The sequence below is a fragment of the Streptomyces blattellae genome, assembly GCF_009709555.1.
Classification (GTDB): domain Bacteria; phylum Actinomycetota; class Actinomycetes; order Streptomycetales; family Streptomycetaceae; genus Streptomyces; species Streptomyces blattellae.
Window position 1 is genome coordinate 128,087 of record NZ_WJBG01000117.1, and the last position, 17,461, is coordinate 145,547.

A 17,461-nucleotide genomic window follows, 5' to 3' on the forward strand; every position below is an offset into this window, starting at 1 on the left:
CAAGTTGACGACGACGGGAGAGCCGATGCGTACGCCGCGCCAGCCGTCCCAGCACTCCGCGAATGGCCAGAACTGGTCGTTCATGGATGCTCGCCCTGCTGCGCAGGGTATGTACGACCCCCGCAATGAGCACGACGCCTGTGGCGTCGGCTTTGTGGCCACCCTCACCGGTGAGGCGAGCCATGCGCTGGTCGAGCAGGCGCTCACGGTTCTGCGCAACCTGGAGCATCGCGGCGCCACCGGTTCCGAGCCCGATTCGGGGGACGGCGCCGGCATTCTCTCCCAGGTTCCCGACGCCTTCTTCCGCGAGGTGGCCGGATTCGAGCTGCCGCAGGCCGGGGGGTACGCCGTCGGCATCGCCTTCCTGCCGGAGGACGCGGCGGACGACGCCGTCTCGCGGATCGAGACCATCGCGTCCGACGAGGGGCTCACCGTCCTCGGCTGGCGCGAAGTCCCGGTCGCCCCCGAACTGCTCGGTGCCACCGCCCGGTCGACGATGCCGGCCTTCCGGCAGATCTTCGTCACCGACGGCGCTTCGGAGGGCATCGCCCTCGACCGCAAGGCCTTCGTGCTGCGCAAGCGCGCCGAGCGCGAGGCCGGCGTCTACTTCCCGTCGCTGTCGGCCCGCACCATCGTCTACAAGGGCATGCTGACCACCGGCCAGCTGGAGCCGTTCTTCCCGGACCTGTCCGACCGCCGCTTCGCCTCCGCGATCGCGCTCGTGCACTCCCGGTTCTCCACCAACACCTTCCCGTCCTGGCCGCTCGCCCACCCGTACCGCTTCGTCGCGCACAACGGCGAGATCAACACGGTCAAGGGCAACCGCAACTGGATGCGGGCACGTGAGTCGCAGCTGGCGTCGGACCTCTTCGGCGCCGGCCAGCTGGAGCGGATCTTCCCGGTCTGCACGCCGGACGCCTCCGACTCCGCCTCCTTCGACGAGGTCCTCGAACTGCTGCACCTGGGCGGCCGTTCGCTGCCGCACTCCGTGCTGATGATGATCCCGGAGGCGTGGGAGAACCACGAGTCCATGAACTCCAAGGACACAGCCCGCCGCGCCTTCTACCAGTTCCACGCCACGATGATGGAGCCCTGGGACGGCCCGGCCTGTGTCACCTTCACCGACGGCACCCAGGTCGGCGCCGTGCTCGACCGCAACGGCCTGCGCCCCGGCCGCTACTGGGTCACCGACGACGGCCTCGTCGTCCTCGGCTCCGAGGTCGGCGTCCTCGACATCGACCCGGCCAAGGTCGTCCGCAAGGGCCGCCTGCAGCCCGGCCGCATGTTCCTCGTCGACACCGCCGAGCACCGCATCATCGAGGACGACGAGATCAAGGCCCAGCTCGCGGCGGAGCAGCCGTACGCCGAGTGGCTGGAGGCCGGCGAGATCGAACTGTCCGACCTGCCCGAGCGCGAGCACATCGTGCACACGCACGCCTCGGTCACCCGTCGCCAGCAGACCTTCGGCTACACCGAGGAGGAACTGCGCGTCCTCCTCGCGCCGATGGCCAAGTCCGGTGCCGAGCCGATCGGTTCGATGGGCACGGACTCGCCGATCGCCGCGCTGAGCGAGCGCCCGCGCCTGCTCTTCGACTACTTCACCCAGCTGTTCGCGCAGGTCACCAACCCGCCGCTGGACGCCATCCGGGAAGAGCTGGTCACCTCGCTGCGCAGCTCCCTCGGCCCGCAGGGCAACCTGCTGGAACCGACGGCCGCGTCCTGTCGCAGCGTCACCCTGCCCTTCCCGGTGATCGACAACGACGAGCTGGCCAAGCTCATACACATCAACGCCGACGGCGACATGCCCGGCATGAAGGCCGCGACCCTGTCCGGCCTGTACCGGGTCTCCGGCGGCGGCGACTCCCTGGCCGCGCGCATCGACGAGATCTGCGCCGAGGCCGACGCCGCCATCGACAACGGCGCCCGGCTGATCGTCCTGTCGGACCGCCACTCGGACGCCGAGCACGCGCCGATCCCCTCGCTGCTGCTCACCGCGGCCGTCCACCACCACCTCATCCGCACCAAGCAGCGCACCCACGTGGGCCTGCTGGTCGAGGCCGGCGACGTCCGCGAGGTCCATCACGTCGCCCTGCTCATCGGCTTCGGCGCCGCCGCGGTCAACCCGTACCTGGCGATGGAGTCCGTCGAGGACCTGGTCCGCGCGGGTACGTTCCTCCCCGGCATCGAGGCCGAGCACGCCATCCGGAACCTGATCTACGCGCTCGGCAAGGGCGTCCTGAAGGTCATGTCCAAGATGGGCATCTCGACGGTCGCCTCCTACCGCGGCGCCCAGGTCTTCGAGGCCGTCGGTCTCGACGACGCCTTCGTCGAGAAGTACTTCAACGGCACCGCCACCAAGATCGGCGGCGTCGGCATCGACGTCATCGCCCAGGAGGTCGCCGCCCGCCACGCCAAGGCGTACCCCGCCTCCGGCATCGCTCCCGCGCACCGCGCGCTGGAGATCGGCGGCGAGTACCAGTGGCGTCGCGAGGGCGAGCCGCACCTGTTCGACCCGGAGACGGTCTTCCGCCTCCAGCACTCGACCCGCACCGCGCGCTACGACATCTTCAAGAAGTACACCGACCGCGTGAACGAGCAGTCCGAGCGGCTGATGACGCTGCGTGGCCTGTTCGGCTTCACGTCGGATCGCCCCTCGATCTCCATCGACGAGGTCGAGCCGGTCTCCGAGATCGTCAAGCGGTTCTCGACCGGTGCTATGTCATATGGCAGCATCTCGCGCGAGGCGCACGAGACCCTCGCCATCGCCATGAACCAGCTCGGCGGCAAGTCCAACACCGGTGAGGGCGGCGAGGACCCGGAGCGTCTGTACGACCCGGCCCGCCGTTCGTCGATCAAGCAGGTCGCCTCCGGCCGCTTCGGCGTGACGTCCGAGTACCTGGTCAACGCGGACGACATCCAGATCAAGATGGCCCAGGGCGCCAAGCCCGGCGAGGGCGGCCAGCTGCCCGGCCACAAGGTCTACCCGTGGGTGGCCAAGACCCGGCACAGCACCCCCGGTGTCGGCCTCATCTCCCCGCCGCCGCACCACGACATCTACTCCATCGAGGACCTGGCCCAGCTGATCCACGACCTGAAGAACGCGAACCCGCAGGCGCGGATCCACGTCAAGCTGGTCTCCGAGGTCGGCGTCGGCACGGTCGCGGCGGGTGTGTCCAAGGCGCACGCGGACGTGGTGCTCATCTCCGGTCACGACGGCGGTACGGGTGCCTCCCCGCTCACCTCGCTGAAGCACGCCGGCGGTCCCTGGGAGCTGGGCCTCGCCGAGACCCAGCAGACGCTGCTGCTGAACGGTCTGCGGGACCGGATCGTCGTCCAGACCGACGGTCAGCTCAAGACCGGCCGTGACGTCGTCATCGCCGCGCTGCTCGGCGCCGAGGAGTTCGGTTTCGCGACCGCGCCGCTCGTCGTCTCCGGCTGCGTCATGATGCGCGTCTGCCACCTGGACACCTGCCCGGTCGGCATCGCCACGCAGAACCCGACCCTGCGGGACCGGTTCGCGGGCAAGGCCGAATACGTCGTGAACTTCTTCCAGTTCATCGCCGAAGAGGTCCGCGAGATCCTCGCCGAGCTGGGCTTCCGCTCCATCGAGGAGGCCGTCGGCCACGCCGAGACGCTGGACGTCACTCGGGCCGTCGACCACTGGAAGGCGCAGGGCCTGGACCTGGAGCCGCTGTTCCACGTGCCCGAGCTGCCCGAGGGCGCGGTGCGCCACCAGCTGATCGAGCAGGACCACGGCCTGGAGAAGGCGCTCGACAACGAGCTGATCAAGCTCGCCGCCGACGCGCTCGCCGCGGACTCCGCGACGGACGCCCAGCCGGTGCGCGCCCAGGTCAAGGTCCGCAACATCAACCGCACGGTCGGCACCATGCTCGGCCACGAGGTGACGAAGAAGTTCGGTGGCGCGGGCCTGCCCGACGACACCATCGACATCACCTTCACGGGCTCCGCCGGCCAGTCCTTCGGCGCCTTCCTCCCGCGCGGTGTGACGCTGCGCCTGGAGGGTGACTCCAACGACTACGTCGGCAAGGGCCTCTCCGGTGGCCGCGTCATCGTCCGCCCGGACCGGAACGCCGACCACCTCGCCGAGTACTCGACGATCGCGGGCAACACCATCGCGTACGGCGCGACCGGCGGCGAGCTGTATCTGCGCGGCCGTACGGGCGAGCGGTTCTGTGTCCGCAACTCCGGTGCGCTGGTCGTCTCCGAGGGCGTCGGCGACCACGGCTGCGAGTACATGACCGGCGGTCACGCGGTGGTCCTCGGCGAGACGGGCCGCAACTTCGCGGCCGGCATGTCCGGCGGTATCGCCTACGTGATCGACCTGGACCGCGACAACGTCAACGTCGGCAACGTCAGCGCCGTCGAGGCCCTCGACGACACCGACAAGCAGTGGCTGCACGACGTGGTGCGCCGCCACCAGGAGGAGACCGGCTCCACGGTCGCCGAGAAGCTTCTGGCCGAGTGGGACACCGCGGTGGACCGCTTCAGCAAGATCATCCCCAGTACGTACAAGGCAGTGCTCGCCGCCAAGGACGCCGCCGAGCGAGCCGGTCTCTCCGAGACCGAGATCACCGAGAAGATGATGGAGGCGGCGACCAATGGCTGATCCCAAGGGCTTTCTCAACCACGGCCGCGAGGTCGCCACGTCCCGCCCGGTCGACGTCCGCCTGAAGGACTGGAACGAGGTCTACGTCCCCGGCTCCCTGCTGCCGATCATCAGCAAGCAGGCGAGCCGCTGCATGGACTGCGGCATCCCGTTCTGCCACAACGGCTGTCCGCTGGGGAACCTGATCCCCGAGTGGAACGACTACGCCTACCGCGAGGACTGGGCCGCCGCGTCCGAGCGCCTGCACGCCACGAACAACTTCCCGGAGTTCACCGGCCGTCTGTGCCCGGCCCCGTGCGAGTCGGCGTGCGTGCTCGGCATCAACCAGCCCGCCGTCACCATCAAGAACGTCGAAGTCTCGATCATCGACAAGGCGTGGGAAACCGGTGACGTCGCCCCGCAGGCGCCGGAGCGACTGTCCGGCAAGACGGTCGCGGTCATCGGGTCCGGCCCCGCCGGTCTCGCCGCCGCCCAGCAGCTCACCCGGGCCGGCCACACCGTCGCCGTCTACGAGCGCGCGGACCGCATCGGCGGCCTCCTGCGCTACGGCATCCCCGAGTTCAAGATGGAGAAGCGGCACATCAACCGCCGTATCGAGCAGATGCGCGCGGAGGGCACCCGCTTCCGTACCGGCATCGAGATCGGCCGCGACCTCAAGGCGACCGACCTGAAGAAGCGGTACGACGCCGTCGTCATCGCCGCCGGTGCGACGACCGCGCGTGACCTCCCGGTCCCCGGCCGCGAACTCAAGGGCATCCACCAGGCCATGGAGTACCTGCCGCTGGCCAACAAGGTCCAGGAGGGCGACTTCGTGACGCCCCCCATCTCCGCCGAGGGCAAGCACGTCGTGGTCATCGGCGGTGGCGACACCGGCGCCGACTGCGTGGGCACCGCCCACCGCCAGGGCGCGGCCTCCGTGACGCAGCTGGAGATCATGCCCCGCCCGAACGACGAGCGGAACGCGGTCGCCCAGCCCTGGCCGACCTTCCCGATGCTGTACAAGGTCACGTCCGCGCATGAGGAGGGCGGCGAGCGGGTCTACTCCGTCTCCACCACCCACTTCGAGGGCGACGAGGACGGCAACGTCCAGTGGCTGCACCTCACCGAGGTCGAGTTCATCGACGGCAAGCTGACCCCGAAGCCGGGCACGGAGCGCAAGATCCCCGCCCAGCTGGTGACGCTGGCGATGGGCTTCACGGGCACCGACCGGGAGAACGGCCTGGTCGAGCAGTTCGGCCTGGATCTCGACGAGCGCGGCAACATCGCCCGCGACGGCGACTTCCAGACCAACGTCCCCGGTGTCTTCGTCGCCGGTGACGCGGGCCGCGGTCAGTCGCTGATCGTCTGGGCGATCGCGGAGGGCCGCTCGGCTGCCCGCGGGTGCGACCGCTTCCTGACCGGCGCGAGCGACCTGCCGGCGCCGATCCGGCCGACGGACCGCTCGCTGATGGTGTGACAGCCCGGCTGGTCTGACAGCCCGGCTGGTCTGGCAGGCCGGCTGGTCTGGCAGTCGGCTGGTCTGGCAGTCGGCTGGTCTGGCAGTCGGCTGGTCTGACAGGCCGGCTGGTCTGGCAGTCGGCTGGTCTGGCAGCCCGGCGAAAAGACGTCCCGTACAACGGCGTACGGGCGGGGTCATCCGGGGGACACTCCCGGATCCCCGCAGGCGGCGCCTGCCCCTTGTCCCCGACCGGACGAACGGGCAGGCGCCGTCGCACGTCCTCAGCCGTCGTCGCGGCCGTCGCCGTTCTCTTCCGGCCACACCTGGATGTGGTCCTCCGCCAGTACGCGGCCGGCAGCCGCAGGCGGCCCGCCCGAGTTCCCCGAGTGGCTGGTCGCGGCACGGGCGGAGGGGATCGCGCGACCGGCCTGAGCCACAGCCACCCGTCTGCTCGCACCGCTGGCTGCGCCGTGACCGCCGTGCCACGCTGAGTGAGATCCGACGGGGAGACGACGAGGCATGGACGGCGCACGATCGGTGGACGAGGCGGCCGGGTCCGCACGCTCGCGCAGGCAGGCTCCCGGCAGGGGCGAGAAACTCGCCGACTGGGCCGACGGGCGGCTGGGGATCTACGGGCTGGCCAAGGCCCAGATGCGCAAGGTCTTCCCGGACCACCCGTCCTTCATGCTGGGCGAGATCGCGCTCTACAGCTTCATCGTGCTGATCCTGACGGGCGTCTACCTCACCCTGTTCTTCGAGCCGAGCATGGTCGAGGTCGAGTACCACGGCTCGTACGAACCGCTCAACGGCGTCCTGATGACCCGGGCGTTCGAGTCCACGCTCGAACTCAGCTTCGATGTGCGCGGCGGACTGCTGATCCGGCAGATCCACCACTGGGCGGCGCTGGTGTTCGTCATCGCCATGCTCGTGCACATGATGCGGATCTTCTTCACCGGCGCGTTCCGCAAGCCGCGCGAGCTCAACTGGGTCTTTGGCTGGACCCTGCTGATGCTCGGCATCATCACCGGCCTGACCGGCTACTCCCTCCCTGACGACCTGCTCTCCGGCACCGGCATCCGCTTCGCCCAGGGCGCGATCCTGTCCGTCCCGGTCGTCGGGACGTACCTGTCGTTCTTCCTCTTCGGCGGGGAGTTCCCCGGGCACGACATCATCTCGCGCCTGTTCCCGATCCATGTCCTGCTGCTGCCCGGGATCATGCTGGGGCTGGTGGCCGCCCATCTGATCCTGGTCTTCTACCACAAGCACACGCAGTATCCCGGCCCCGGCCGCGACAATAAGACGGTGGTCGGCATGCCCTTCCTGCCGGTCTACATGGCGAAGGCGGGCGGCTTCTTCTTCCTCGTCTTCGGCGTGCTGACGATGCTGGGTGGCATCGCCAGCATCAACCCCGTATGGGCCTTCGGCCCCTACCGCCCCGATCTGGTGACCACCGGCGCCCAGCCCGACTGGTATCTCGGCTTCTCCGAGGGGCTGATCCGGGTGATGCCCGGATGGGAGATCAACCTCTGGGGACACACGCTCGTGCTGGGAGTGTTCATCCCCTTCGCGCTGTTCCCGCTGGTCATGGTCGCCATCGGCGTGTACCCCTTCGTCGAGGCATGGGTCACCGGCGACAGGCGCGAGCACCACATCCTGGACCGGCCGCGCAACATGCCCGTGCGAACCGGCCTCGGCGTGGCCTGGCTCAGCCTCTACGTGGTGCTGCTGATCGGCGGCGGCAACGACATCGTCGCCACCCATCTGCATCTGTCCATCAACGACATCACCTGGTTCGTGCGGATCGCCGTCTTCGTGGTGCCGGTCCTGGCCTTCAGCATCACCAAGCGGATCTGTCTCGGCCTTCAGCGCCGCGACCGGAACAAGGTGCTGCACGGCAGGGAGACGGGCACGGTCAAGCGGCTGCCGAACGGCGAGTACATCGAGGTCCACGAACCCGCCTCGCAGGAGCAGCTGTTCACCCTCACCCAGCACGAGCAGTACCCGCCGTACGAACTCGGGCCGCTGGTCGACGCGGGCGGTGTCCGCCGTCGGGTCAAGCGGTCCGAGCGGTTGCGGGCCCGGCTGTCGCGGGCCATGTTCGGGCCCGGGAAGCGGATCGAGAAGCCGACGGTGGAGGAGTACCGGGAGGTCACCAGCGGCGACCACCACCACTGACGACCAGGGCCCGGCACTCGTCCGGGGTGCCCCAGGCGGTGCGCAGGGCACGGGCCTTGGTCAGCCAGAGGGAGAGGTCGCACTCCGCCGTGTAGCCGATCGCGCCGTGCAGTTGGAGGGCGGTACGCGCGGTGGTGTACGCCGCCTCGCAGGCCGTGACCTTGGCGGCGGCGATGTCGGCGGGCTCCATGGTCAGTGCCGCGCCGAAGAGCAGCGGACGGGCGAACTCAAGGGCGATCTTCGCGTCGGCCAGCCTGTGCTTCACGGCTTGGAACGAGCCTATGGGGGCGCCGAACTGGGTGCGCTGCTTGACGTAGGCGACGGTCTTGTCGAGCAGGGCGAGGCCGACGCCCAGGGCCTGAGCGGCGGTGGCGAGGCGGGCCCGGGCGAGGGCGTGCCCGACGGGCGGGGTGGGGGTGAGCAGTTCGCCGCCCGGGGTGAGGGGGGTGAGGCGGCGGGCGGGGTCGAGGGAGGGGCGGACGGGGCCGTGACCTGGGGCCAGGTGCAGGCCGTCGGGGGTGAGAGCCAGGCGGGTCGTGGCCGCGTCGCCGTCCAGGGCGTACGGGCTGCCGTACGCCAACGTCGCCATGGTCTCGCCGGAGGCGAGGGGCGGGAGCAGGCGTTCGGCCTTGTCGAGCAGGACGGCCGCCGTCACGGTCTCCACCAGCGGGCCCGGTACCGCGTGTCGCCCCAACTCCACGAAGGCGACGGTGAGTTCGACCGGCCGGGGGCCCAGCCCGTCGTACTCCTCCGGTACCGCCAGGGCGAACACGCCCGCCTGTGCGATACGGCTCCACAGCGCGCGTCCGCTGCCGCGCTCGCCGCGGCTCCAGTCCCGTACCACCGAGGGTGTGTCGGCGGACGTCAGCATCGCGTCCAGCGAGGCGGCGAACGCGCGCTGCTCGGCGTCGAGGAGGAAGCGCATCAGCGGCGTCCCTTCGGGAGGCCGAGCAGGCGTTCGGCGATGATGTCCCGCTGGATCTCGTTCGTGCCCGCGTAGATCGGGCCGGCGAGGGCGAAGACGTACCCCTCCGACCAGTCCGTGTCCGTGAACTCGCCCTCTTCGCCCAGGAGATCGAGGGCCGTCTCGTGCAGCGCGATGTCGTACTCGGACCAGAAGACCTTGTTCAGGCTGGACTCCGGGCCGAGTTCCTGGCCGTCCAGGAAGCGGGAGGCGGCGGCGTAGGTGAAGAGCTGGTAGGCGCGGGCGCCGATCAGGGCGTCTGCGACAGAGGGCTTCGTGGTTTCCGGTCCTCCTTGCGCCTGCCAGAGCGTCAGCAGGCGGCAGGCGCTCGCCAGGAAACGGCCCGGGGAGCGGAGCTTCAGGCCGCGTTCGTTGCCCGCGGTCGACATGGCGATCCGCCAGCCCTGACCGAGTTCGCCGATCACGTCCTCGTCCGGCACGAACACCTCGTCCAGGAACAGCTCGGCGAACGCGGGTTTTCCGTCGAGGCGGCCGATGGGGCGGACGGTGACGCCCGGTGCGCGCAGGTCGAACATCAGGTAGGTCAGGCCCTGGTGGGGCTTCGGGGTGTCCGGCTCGCTGCGGAAGAGGCCGAACGCGCGGTCGGCGAAGGCGGCCCGTGACGACCAGGTCTTCTGCCCGGTCAGCAGCCAGCCGCCGTCCGTGCGGACGGCCTTGGCCTTCAGGGATGCCAGGTCCGAACCGGCCTCGGGCTCCGACCACGCCTGGGCCCAGATCACCTCGCCGGAGGCCATCGACGGCAGCACGCGCGCGCGTTGCTGCCGCGTGCCGTGGTCGAAGAGGGTGGGGGCGAGCAGGCTGATGCCGTTCTGACCGACGCGGCCGGGGGCGCCTGCCGCGTAGTACTCCTCCTCGAAGATCAACCATCTGATCAGGCCCGCGTCCCGGCCGCCGTACCCGCTCGGCCAGTCCACCACCGACCAGCGGTCCGCGGCCAGTTCCGCCTCCCACGCGCGGTGCGCGGCGAAGCCCTCCCGGGTCTCCAGGGAAGGGAGCGGGACGGACGGCACGTGCGCGCGCAGCCAGGCGCGGGCCTCGGCCCGGAAGGCGTCCTCTTCGGGTGTGAAGGTGAGGTCCATCGGTGGCGTCCCCTCAGCCGTGGTCTCCTCGGCGGTGGTCTCCTAGACCGTGATCTTTTCGACCGTGATGCCCTCGGCGGTCTTCCCTAACAAGTGTTTGGTAGGTTAGCGTGTCCCTATGACAGGCGTCGAGAGTCCGGCTTACGTACCCGGGCACGGGCTGCTGAAGGGCCGCACCGCCGTCATCACCGCGGCGGCCGGGGCGGGGATCGGCGGGGCGACTGCGCGGCGCTTCCTGGAGGAGGGCGCGCGCGTGCTGATCAGCGACGCGCATGTGCGGCGGCTCAAGGAGTACGAGGCCGAGCTGGCCGGGGAGTTCGGGTCGGCCGTTGCCGCTCTGCCGTGCGACGTCATCGACGACACGCAGGTGAGCGCGCTGTTCGAGGCGGCCATCGAGAAGCACGGCCGACTGGATGTCGTCGTCAACAACGCCGGGCTGGGCGGTACTTCGGACCTCGTCCACATGACCGACGAACAGTGGTCGAAGGTGATCGATGTGACGCTGAACGGAACCTTCCGGTGCACCCGGGCGGCCCTACGGCACTTCCGGGCCGGCGGCGCCGGCGGGGTGATCGTCAACAACGCCTCCGTCCTCGGCTGGCGTGCCCAGGCCGGGCAGGCGCACTATGCCGCCGCGAAGGCCGGCGTGATGGCGCTGACCAGGTGCGCGGCGCTGGAGGCCGCCGAGTTCGGGGTGCGGGTCAACGCGGTCTCGCCGAGCCTCGCCATGCATCCGCACCTGGTGAAGGTGACCAGCCCCGCCCTGCTGGCCGAGCTGACCCAGCGGGAGGCCTTCGGGCGGTACGCCGAGCCCTGGGAGGTGGCCAACGTGATCGTGTTCCTGGCGTCGGGCTACTCCTCGTACATGACCGGGGAGGTCGTCTCCGTCAGCAGCCGGCATCCCTGACGACGGAGCGGGACCACAATGTGCCTGTGCCTACGAAGAAGAAGCCCCAGGTGACCGCCGCCCCCGAGCGCCGGCGCGAGCTCCTCGACACCGCCGCCGAGGTCTTCGCCGAGCAGGGTTACAACGCCACCACCGTCCGCAAGATCGCGGACCACGCGGGGATGCTGGCCGGCAGCCTCTACTACCACTTCGACTCCAAGGAATCGATGCTGGAGGAGATCCTGCGGACGTTCCTCGACGAGCTCTGGGACGGGTACGACGCCGTCCTGGGCGCCGCCGGGCTGGGCCCGCGCGAGACGCTGGAGGCCCTGGTCACCGAGTCGTTCCGGGAGATCGACCGGCACCGCGCCGCCGTCGCTATCTACCAGAAGGAGTCCAAGCACCTCGTGGCGCAGGAGCGGTTCGCGTTCCTCGCCGAATCGCAGCGCAAGTTCGAGAAGGCGTGGCTGTCCACGCTGGAGCGCGGGGTCGCGGGCCAGGTCTTCCGGTCCGACCTCGACGTCCGGCTCACCTACCGGTTCGTGCGGGACACGGTGTGGGTCGCCGCGTCCTGGTACCGGCCCGGCGGACACCACAGCCCGGAGGAGATCGCCCGGCAGTACCTGTCGATGGTGCTGGACGGGATCGCCGTACGTACCTGACTCACTGCTGGAGTCCGGAAGTCTGGGGAGTTGCCATGGCCGAGGCCTACATCGTCGAAGCGGTCCGTACGCCCGTCGGGCGGCGCGGGGGAGGACTGAGCAAGGTCCATCCGGCCGACCTGGGCGCGCATGTGCTGAAGGAACTGGTCGCCCGGGCCGGGGTCGATCCGGCCGCCGTCGAGGACGTCGTCTTCGGCTGTCTGGACGCGGTCGGGCCGCAGGCCGGCGACATCGCGCGCACCTGCTGGCTGGCCGCCGGGCTGCCGGAGGAGGTGCCGGGCGTGACGGTGGACCGGCAGTGCGGGTCCTCGCAGCAGGCCGTGCACTTCGCGGCGCAGGGCGTGCTGTCCGGGACCCAGGACCTGGTCGTCGCGGGCGGTGTGCAGAACATGTCGCAGATCCCGATCGCCTACGCGACCCGGCAGGCCGCCGAGCCGCTGGGCTTCACCCAGGGCCCCTTCGCGGGCAGCGAGGGCTGGCGGGCGCGGTACGGGGACCGGGCGGTCAACCAGTTCGTCGGCGCCGAGATGATCGCCGGCAAGTGGGGGATCAGCAGGCTGGACCAGGAGGAGTTCGCGCTGCGCTCGCACCGGAGGGCGCTGCGGGCGATCGACGAGGGCCGCTTTGCGCGCGAGACCGTGGCGTACGGGGACGTCACCGTCGACGAGGGGCCGCGCCGGGACACCTCCCTGGAGAAGATGGCCGGACTGAAGCCGGTCGTCGACGGCGGCACGATCACGGCCGCCTGCTCCTCTCAGGTATCCGACGGCGCGGCGGCGATGCTGCTGTCCTCGGAGCGGGCGGTGCACGAGCACGGGCTGACGCCGCGCGCCCGTGTCCACCATCTCTCGGTGCGCGGCGAGGACCCGATCCGGATGCTGACCGCCCCGATACCCGCCACCGCCCATGCCCTGAAGAAGACCGGCCTGTCCATCGACGCCGTCGACCTCGTCGAGATCAATGAGGCCTTCGCCCCCGTCGTCCTGGCCTGGCTGAAGGAGACAGGCGCGGATCCGGAGAAGGTCAACGTCAACGGCGGCGCAATAGCCCTGGGCCACCCACTCGGCGCCACCGGCACAAAACTGATGACGACCCTGCTCCACGAACTGGAGCGCACGGGCGGACGGTTCGGGCTGCAAACGATGTGCGAGGGCGGCGGGCAGGCGAATGTGACGATTATCGAGAGGCTGTAACGCCCCGTGGGCCCGCGTGGGGCGAGGGTCGCGGGGGTGGTGTCGATGTGTGTGGGGGCGGCGGCAGGCGAACGTGACGATCATTGAGAGGCTGCGAGTCTCTCTCGTGCCGCATCGGCCTCCTTCATGATCCGGTCGATCAGTTCCGTGCACGACGGCAGGTCGTCGATGACCCCGGCGACCTGCCCCGACGCCATCACCCCGAGGTCCGTACGCCCGTCCACCATCGACGCCCTGAGCAGCATCGGAGTGTTCGCGGCGAGCAGGACCCGGCTCCAGGACAGGTCTTTGCCGTGCTTCAGGGCGAGACCGTCGCGGATCATCGCGGACCAGCCGATGCCGGACAGCTTCCGGAAGCGGGCCGCATGGCCCACGGCCCGCAGCAGAGTTCTCGCCCGGCCGGAGTTCTCCAGCGAGTCGACCAGTTCCGTGCGGAGCATGCGGTGGGGCAGGCCGTCGACCGCCCTGGTGACCGTGACGTCCCGGACGCTCGCCGTCAGATACCGCGCCTTCACCGCGTCCGGCACCGTCGAGTCCGAGGTGAGCAGGAAGCGGGTGCCCATGGCGACGCCTGCCGCCCCGTAGGCCAGTGCCGCGACCAGGCCCCGCCCGTCGAAGAAGCCGCCCGCCGCCACGACGGGTATCCGCACCGCGTCCACGACCTGCGGCAGCAGCACCGTCGTCGCCACCTCGCCGGTGTGCCCGCCGCCCTCCCCGCCCTGCACGATCACCGCGTCCGCGCCCCAGGCCGCGACCTTCTCGGCATGGCGCCGGGCACCGACCGTCGGGATCACGACCACGCCCGCGTCCTTGAGCGTGCCGATCAGTTCGGGAGAGGGCGCCAGCGCGAAGGAGGCGACCCGGACCCGCTCCTCGATCAGCATCCGTGCCCTGTCCCCGGCGTCCGAGGCGTCGGCGCGCAGATTGACCCCGAAGGGCGCCTTCGTACGGGACTTGACCTCGCGTATCGCCTCACGCAGCCGGCCGGTCGTCATCGTCGCCGAGGCCAGGATGCCCAGCCCGCCCGCGTTCGCCGTCGCCGAGACCAGACGCGGGCCCGCCACCCAGCCCATGCCCGTCTGCACGATCGGGTGGCGGACCCCGACCAGCCGGGTGAGCGCGGTGTCCATCAGGCCCTCACGCCCTCGGGGACCTCACGCGCGCGGGTGTCGTGCGGGTCGATCTCCTCGCGGATCAGGCGCAGTTCGGTGGGCGTCGGCTCACGCGTGTACGGCACCTCGTCGGGGATCGTCAGCGCGAACCCCGTCGCATCCCCGACCTCCTCGACGGTCACCCCGGGATGCAGCGAGGCCAGCCGCATCGAGCGGTCCGGGGTCGCGAAGTCGAAGACGCCGAGGTCGGAGACGACCCGGGGGATGCGGTGATGGCGGGCACCGGCCGCATGGTCGTACCCCACCCCGCACACCATGTCGACCTTCTCCATGAAGACCCGCCGGGAATGCCTCGGGATCCAGTAACTGGTCGGATTGTTGAGGGTGTTGACCGGCGCACCCCGCACCCCCAGCAGCTGCCGCCTCGGCTGCTCCCAGTCGCCGATGCACGAGATGTTCTGGTTGCCGAAGCGGTCGATCTGGCTCGCGCCCATCATCACGTGCCGCCGGCCGCCGGTGACGAGGGTGAGGTGCTGCCGGTACGGCAGCCAGCCCTCGACGGTGCCGTCCACGTCGACCAGCATCGCCTCCCCGTCGGTCAGTAGCAGCTCCGGTGCGAAGGTGAGCCGGGCGAGGCGCGCGCCGATGGAGGGGATCAGGCCCATGGGACTCGCCAGGATCTCACCTGCGCCGCGCCAGGCCTCGGCGCAGGCGATCACACAGAACTCACTCCGCGTCACGGTCATGTCCCCTCCTTCTCGGGCCCGTTGAGGAACCGCTCGGCGAACTCCGCCCACGGTGTGGTCGCGTACTCCTTCTGCATGGCCTCGTCCCGCCCGTAGTCGGGCGCACAGGACGTGAAGTGCGCACCGCCCGGCGCCTCCACCACGCCCGTCACCGTGTGGCGTTTGATCAGCAGCGTTTGGGCTGCCGCCTCCTTCGTCAGCTCGGCGGTGTCCACGATCCGCTCGCAGGAGACGTACGCGGCGTCCGCCGCCTCGCAGAACAGGTCGTCGAAGTACGGGTCGGGCCCCAGATACTGGCCGTTGCCCCGCCGGTCGGCGCGGTGGACATGGACCAGGGCCGCATCCAGGCGCAGGGCGGGCATGGCCACGAACGTCTCCCCGTCGTCGTACGGCGAAGTCACCGTCCGCAGAGCGGGGTTGACCCGCATCACATCGGAGCCGATCCCGGCCCGTACAGGCAGGAAGGGCAGCCGGTTCGCCGCCGCGTGCAGTCCCCACATGAACATCGCCTCGTCGATCTCCATCAGCTCCAGCTCCCCCCGCTCGCGGGCCGCCCGGAAGTGCGGTTCGAGAGGGATCGAGTCGAGGGTGACAAAGGGGGCGACCAGTCTGCGGATCCGGCCGGCGGCGGCGAGCATGCCGACGTCCGGACCGCCGTAGGACACCACCGTGAGGTCGGTGATGCCGGAGCGGAGCACTGCTCTCACCAGGGCCATCGGTTTGCGGCGCGAGCCCCAGCCGCCGATGCCGAGGGTCATGCCGCTCTCCAGCCGAGAGACGGCTTCGTCGGCGGTCATCGTCTTTTCGCCCACGGCGGTCATCGTCGTGTCGCCCACGGCGGGCGTCGCCTTGTCACCCGCGGTGGTCATCGCCATGTCACCCACTCAGTCACCTTCCTTTCTGAAGGTGTCGCGGACCCGGTCGCCCACTCCGCTCACGCTCGCCTCGAAGGTGAAGCCCTGCTCGAAGCGGTAACTGCGGCGCACGTCCACCGGGTCGATGCCGTTGATGGCGGCCTTGGCCAGCCGGAGCAGTTCCCCGTCCTTCGCGGCTATCTCGCGGGCCAACTCCAGGGCCGCCGAGTGGAGTTCCACGCGCGGCACCACCCGCCACACCGAACCGTGCGCCTGCAACTCGGCCGCGGTCGCCGTGCGCGAGGTGTAGTACAGGCCGCGCATCAGGTGCTGCGGGACCAGCCGGGCCAGGTGGGTGGCGGCGCCCAGCGCTCCACGGTCCAGCTCCGGCAGCCCGAACTCGGCGTCCTCGCTCGCCACGATCACATCCGCGTTCCCCACGAGACCGATGCCTCCTCCCAGGCAGAAGCCCTGCACCGCCGCCACCACGGGCACCTCGCACTCGTACACCGCCGAAAAGGCCGCGAAGCAGCCCCGGTTGGCGCCGACCAGCGCGCTCTGCCCGCGCGCCTGGATCTCCTTGATGTCCACGCCGGCGTTGAACCCCCGCCCCTCGGCGGCCAGCACCACGCACCGCACCTCCGGATCGCGGCCGGCCGCGCGCACCGCGTCGGCCAGCGCGAACCAGCCGTCCACCGGCAGGGCGTTCACCGGCGGGAAGTCGACCGTGACAACGGCGATGCCGTCTTTTTCGGGCCCCTTTTCCGGGGACGAGGTGGAGACACCCATGGGCGCATCAGCTACCTTCGCACTCAGCTACCTTTCCACCAAACATTTGTTAGGTGTGAGGCTTCGAAGCTAGCAGCAGGCGGATCCCGGCGGGAGGCCCTGTGGAAAACCGAGCACCAGACCCTGTGGAAAACTCCGCCAACCCTCGCGACCGGCCCCTCGCCGACCGCGTCGCCGTCGTCACCGGCGGCACCCGCGGCGTCGGCGCGGGCATCGCGAAGGCGTTCGCCGAGGCGGGCGCGGAGGTCGTCACCTGCGCACGCCGGCCGCCTGAAGACCCCGTCAAGGGAACCGAGTTCGTGCCCGTGGACCTGCGGGACCCGGACGCCGTGCGCGCCTTCTTCGGCGGACTGCCCCGGCTCGACGTGCTGATCAACAACGCGGGCGGCAGTCCCTTCCGGCGGCTGGCGGACGCGGGCGCCGAGCGGCACGCACGGGTCGTCGAACTGAACCTGATCGCTCCACTGACCGCCTCCCTCGCCGCGTACGAGCACCTCAAGCGGTCCCGCGGGACCGTCGTCATGATCGGCAGCGTCAGCGGCGACCGCCCCTCACCCGGCACGGCGGCGTACGGCGCGGCCAAGGCGGGCCTGGAGAGCCTCGCCCGTTCGATGGCCGTGGAATGGGCGCCGGAGGTCCGCGTCAACACCCTCGTCGTCGGCATGGTCCGCACGGAGCTGTCCCACCTGCACTACGGCGGCGACGACGGCATCGAGGCGGTCGGCCGCACGATCCCGCTCGGCCGCCTCGCCGATCCCGCCGACGTCGGCGCCGCCGCGGTCTTCCTCGCCTCCGACGCGGCCGCCTACATCAGCGGGGCGAGCCTGCTGGTGCACGGGGGCGGGGAGCGGCCCGCGTTCCTGGATGCCGCAACCGTCAACAAGGAGAGGTGAGACGAGTGCCGCGCCAGATAAA

Annotated in this window: 14 protein-coding genes; 7 read left to right on the forward strand and 7 right to left on the reverse strand. The window is 70.4% G+C overall.

Annotation, left to right across the window (positions count from 1 at the left end; all coding sequences use genetic code 11):
* Positions 1 to 25 precede the first annotated feature (25 nt).
* Positions 26 to 4,627 carry a glutamate synthase large subunit gene (gene gltB / locus GFH49_RS08905; protein ID WP_155055259.1) on the forward strand — a complete coding sequence of 1,534 codons (4,602 nt, stop codon included), beginning with the start codon at positions 26 to 28 and terminating at the stop codon, positions 4,625 to 4,627.
* Positions 4,620 to 6,083 carry a glutamate synthase subunit beta gene (locus tag GFH49_RS08910; RefSeq protein ID WP_155055260.1) on the forward strand — a complete coding sequence of 488 codons (1,464 nt, stop codon included), beginning with the start codon at positions 4,620 to 4,622 and terminating at the stop codon, positions 6,081 to 6,083. The genes gltB and GFH49_RS08910 overlap by 8 nt, the downstream gene beginning before the upstream one ends.
* A gap of 263 nt (positions 6,084 to 6,346) precedes the next feature.
* On the opposite strand, the gene GFH49_RS08915 is transcribed toward GFH49_RS08910, so the two are convergent.
* On the reverse strand, positions 6,347 to 6,508 hold the full coding sequence (locus GFH49_RS08915; protein ID WP_196217902.1) for a hypothetical protein: 162 nt from the start codon (positions 6,506 to 6,508) through the stop codon (positions 6,347 to 6,349).
* A gap of 76 nt (positions 6,509 to 6,584) precedes the next feature.
* On the opposite strand from GFH49_RS08915, the gene qcrB reads away from it, so the two are divergent.
* Complete coding sequence (gene qcrB / locus GFH49_RS08920; protein WP_155055262.1) at positions 6,585 to 8,240, forward strand: cytochrome bc1 complex cytochrome b subunit; 1,656 nt, start codon at positions 6,585 to 6,587, stop codon at positions 8,238 to 8,240.
* Here qcrB and GFH49_RS08925 read toward each other — a convergent pair.
* Positions 8,215 to 9,165, reverse strand: a complete 951-nt coding sequence (locus tag GFH49_RS08925; RefSeq protein WP_155055263.1) for an acyl-CoA dehydrogenase family protein — start codon at positions 9,163 to 9,165, stop codon at positions 8,215 to 8,217. The two genes, qcrB and GFH49_RS08925, sit on opposite strands and share 26 nt — an antisense overlap.
* On the reverse strand, positions 9,165 to 10,304 hold the full coding sequence (locus tag GFH49_RS08930) for an acyl-CoA dehydrogenase family protein (RefSeq protein ID WP_155055264.1): 1,140 nt from the start codon (positions 10,302 to 10,304) through the stop codon (positions 9,165 to 9,167). Before GFH49_RS08930 ends, GFH49_RS08925 begins: the two co-directional genes overlap by 1 nt.
* Before the next feature lie 118 nt (positions 10,305 to 10,422).
* Here GFH49_RS08930 and GFH49_RS08935 point away from each other — a divergent pair, with 118 nt between their 5' ends.
* Genes GFH49_RS08935 through GFH49_RS08945 form a run of 3 tightly spaced genes read left to right on the forward strand, consistent with a single transcriptional unit; the run spans position 10,423 to position 13,045 of the window.
* Positions 10,423 to 11,211 carry an SDR family oxidoreductase gene (locus GFH49_RS08935; RefSeq protein WP_155055265.1) on the forward strand — a complete coding sequence of 263 codons (789 nt, stop codon included), beginning with the start codon at positions 10,423 to 10,425 and terminating at the stop codon, positions 11,209 to 11,211.
* A gap of 26 nt (positions 11,212 to 11,237) precedes the next feature.
* Positions 11,238 to 11,852, forward strand: a complete 615-nt coding sequence (locus tag GFH49_RS08940) for a TetR/AcrR family transcriptional regulator (RefSeq protein ID WP_155055266.1) — start codon at positions 11,238 to 11,240, stop codon at positions 11,850 to 11,852.
* Between the two features lie 35 nt (positions 11,853 to 11,887).
* Positions 11,888 to 13,045, forward strand: coding sequence for an acetyl-CoA C-acetyltransferase (locus tag GFH49_RS08945; RefSeq protein ID WP_155055267.1), 1,158 nt, complete (start codon positions 11,888 to 11,890; stop codon positions 13,043 to 13,045).
* Positions 13,046 to 13,125: 80 nt separating this feature from the next.
* On the opposite strand, the gene GFH49_RS08950 is transcribed toward GFH49_RS08945, so the two are convergent.
* From GFH49_RS08950 to GFH49_RS08965, 4 genes are all read right to left on the reverse strand, one after another.
* The gene (locus GFH49_RS08950; protein ID WP_155055268.1) at positions 13,126 to 14,175 is read right to left on the reverse strand and encodes an NAD(P)H-dependent flavin oxidoreductase; all 1,050 of its coding nucleotides are present in this window, start codon (positions 14,173 to 14,175) and stop codon (positions 13,126 to 13,128) included.
* Entirely contained in the window at positions 14,175 to 14,903 is a 729-nt protein-coding gene (locus GFH49_RS08955; RefSeq protein ID WP_155055269.1) for a CoA-transferase subunit beta, read from the reverse strand. The genes GFH49_RS08950 and GFH49_RS08955 overlap by 1 nt, the downstream gene beginning before the upstream one ends.
* Positions 14,900 to 15,715 carry a CoA transferase subunit A gene (locus GFH49_RS08960; RefSeq protein WP_155055335.1) on the reverse strand — a complete coding sequence of 272 codons (816 nt, stop codon included), beginning with the start codon at positions 15,713 to 15,715 and terminating at the stop codon, positions 14,900 to 14,902. The genes GFH49_RS08955 and GFH49_RS08960 overlap by 4 nt, the downstream gene beginning before the upstream one ends.
* Positions 15,716 to 15,787: 72 nt before the next feature.
* Positions 15,788 to 16,546 carry an enoyl-CoA hydratase family protein gene (locus tag GFH49_RS08965; protein ID WP_155055270.1) on the reverse strand — a complete coding sequence of 253 codons (759 nt, stop codon included), beginning with the start codon at positions 16,544 to 16,546 and terminating at the stop codon, positions 15,788 to 15,790.
* A gap of 125 nt (positions 16,547 to 16,671) precedes the next feature.
* On the opposite strand from GFH49_RS08965, the gene GFH49_RS08970 reads away from it, so the two are divergent.
* Positions 16,672 to 17,439, forward strand: a complete 768-nt coding sequence (locus tag GFH49_RS08970) for an SDR family oxidoreductase (protein ID WP_155055271.1) — start codon at positions 16,672 to 16,674, stop codon at positions 17,437 to 17,439.
* Positions 17,440 to 17,461 lie beyond the last annotated feature (22 nt).

Bases quoted from the DNA above. Each gene is read 5' to 3' on its own strand.
- GFH49_RS08935 (WP_155055265.1), top strand. From the start codon at position 10,423: ATGACAGGCGTCGAGAGTCCGGCTTACGTACCCGGGCACGGGCTGCTG.
- gltB (WP_155055259.1), top strand. From the start codon at position 26: ATGCGTACGCCGCGCCAGCCGTCCCAGCACTCCGCGAATGGCCAGAAC.
- GFH49_RS08965 (WP_155055270.1), bottom strand. From the start codon at position 16,546: ATGGGTGTCTCCACCTCGTCCCCGGAAAAGGGGCCCGAAAAAGACGGC.
- GFH49_RS08925 (WP_155055263.1), bottom strand. From the start codon at position 9,165: ATGCGCTTCCTCCTCGACGCCGAGCAGCGCGCGTTCGCCGCCTCGCTG.
- GFH49_RS08910 (WP_155055260.1), top strand. From the start codon at position 4,620: ATGGCTGATCCCAAGGGCTTTCTCAACCACGGCCGCGAGGTCGCCACG.
- GFH49_RS08950 (WP_155055268.1), bottom strand. From the start codon at position 14,175: ATGGACACCGCGCTCACCCGGCTGGTCGGGGTCCGCCACCCGATCGTG.
- GFH49_RS08955 (WP_155055269.1), bottom strand. From the start codon at position 14,903: ATGACCGTGACGCGGAGTGAGTTCTGTGTGATCGCCTGCGCCGAGGCC.
- GFH49_RS08945 (WP_155055267.1), top strand. From the start codon at position 11,888: ATGGCCGAGGCCTACATCGTCGAAGCGGTCCGTACGCCCGTCGGGCGG.
- GFH49_RS08930 (WP_155055264.1), bottom strand. From the start codon at position 10,304: ATGGACCTCACCTTCACACCCGAAGAGGACGCCTTCCGGGCCGAGGCC.
- qcrB (WP_155055262.1), top strand. From the start codon at position 6,585: ATGGACGGCGCACGATCGGTGGACGAGGCGGCCGGGTCCGCACGCTCG.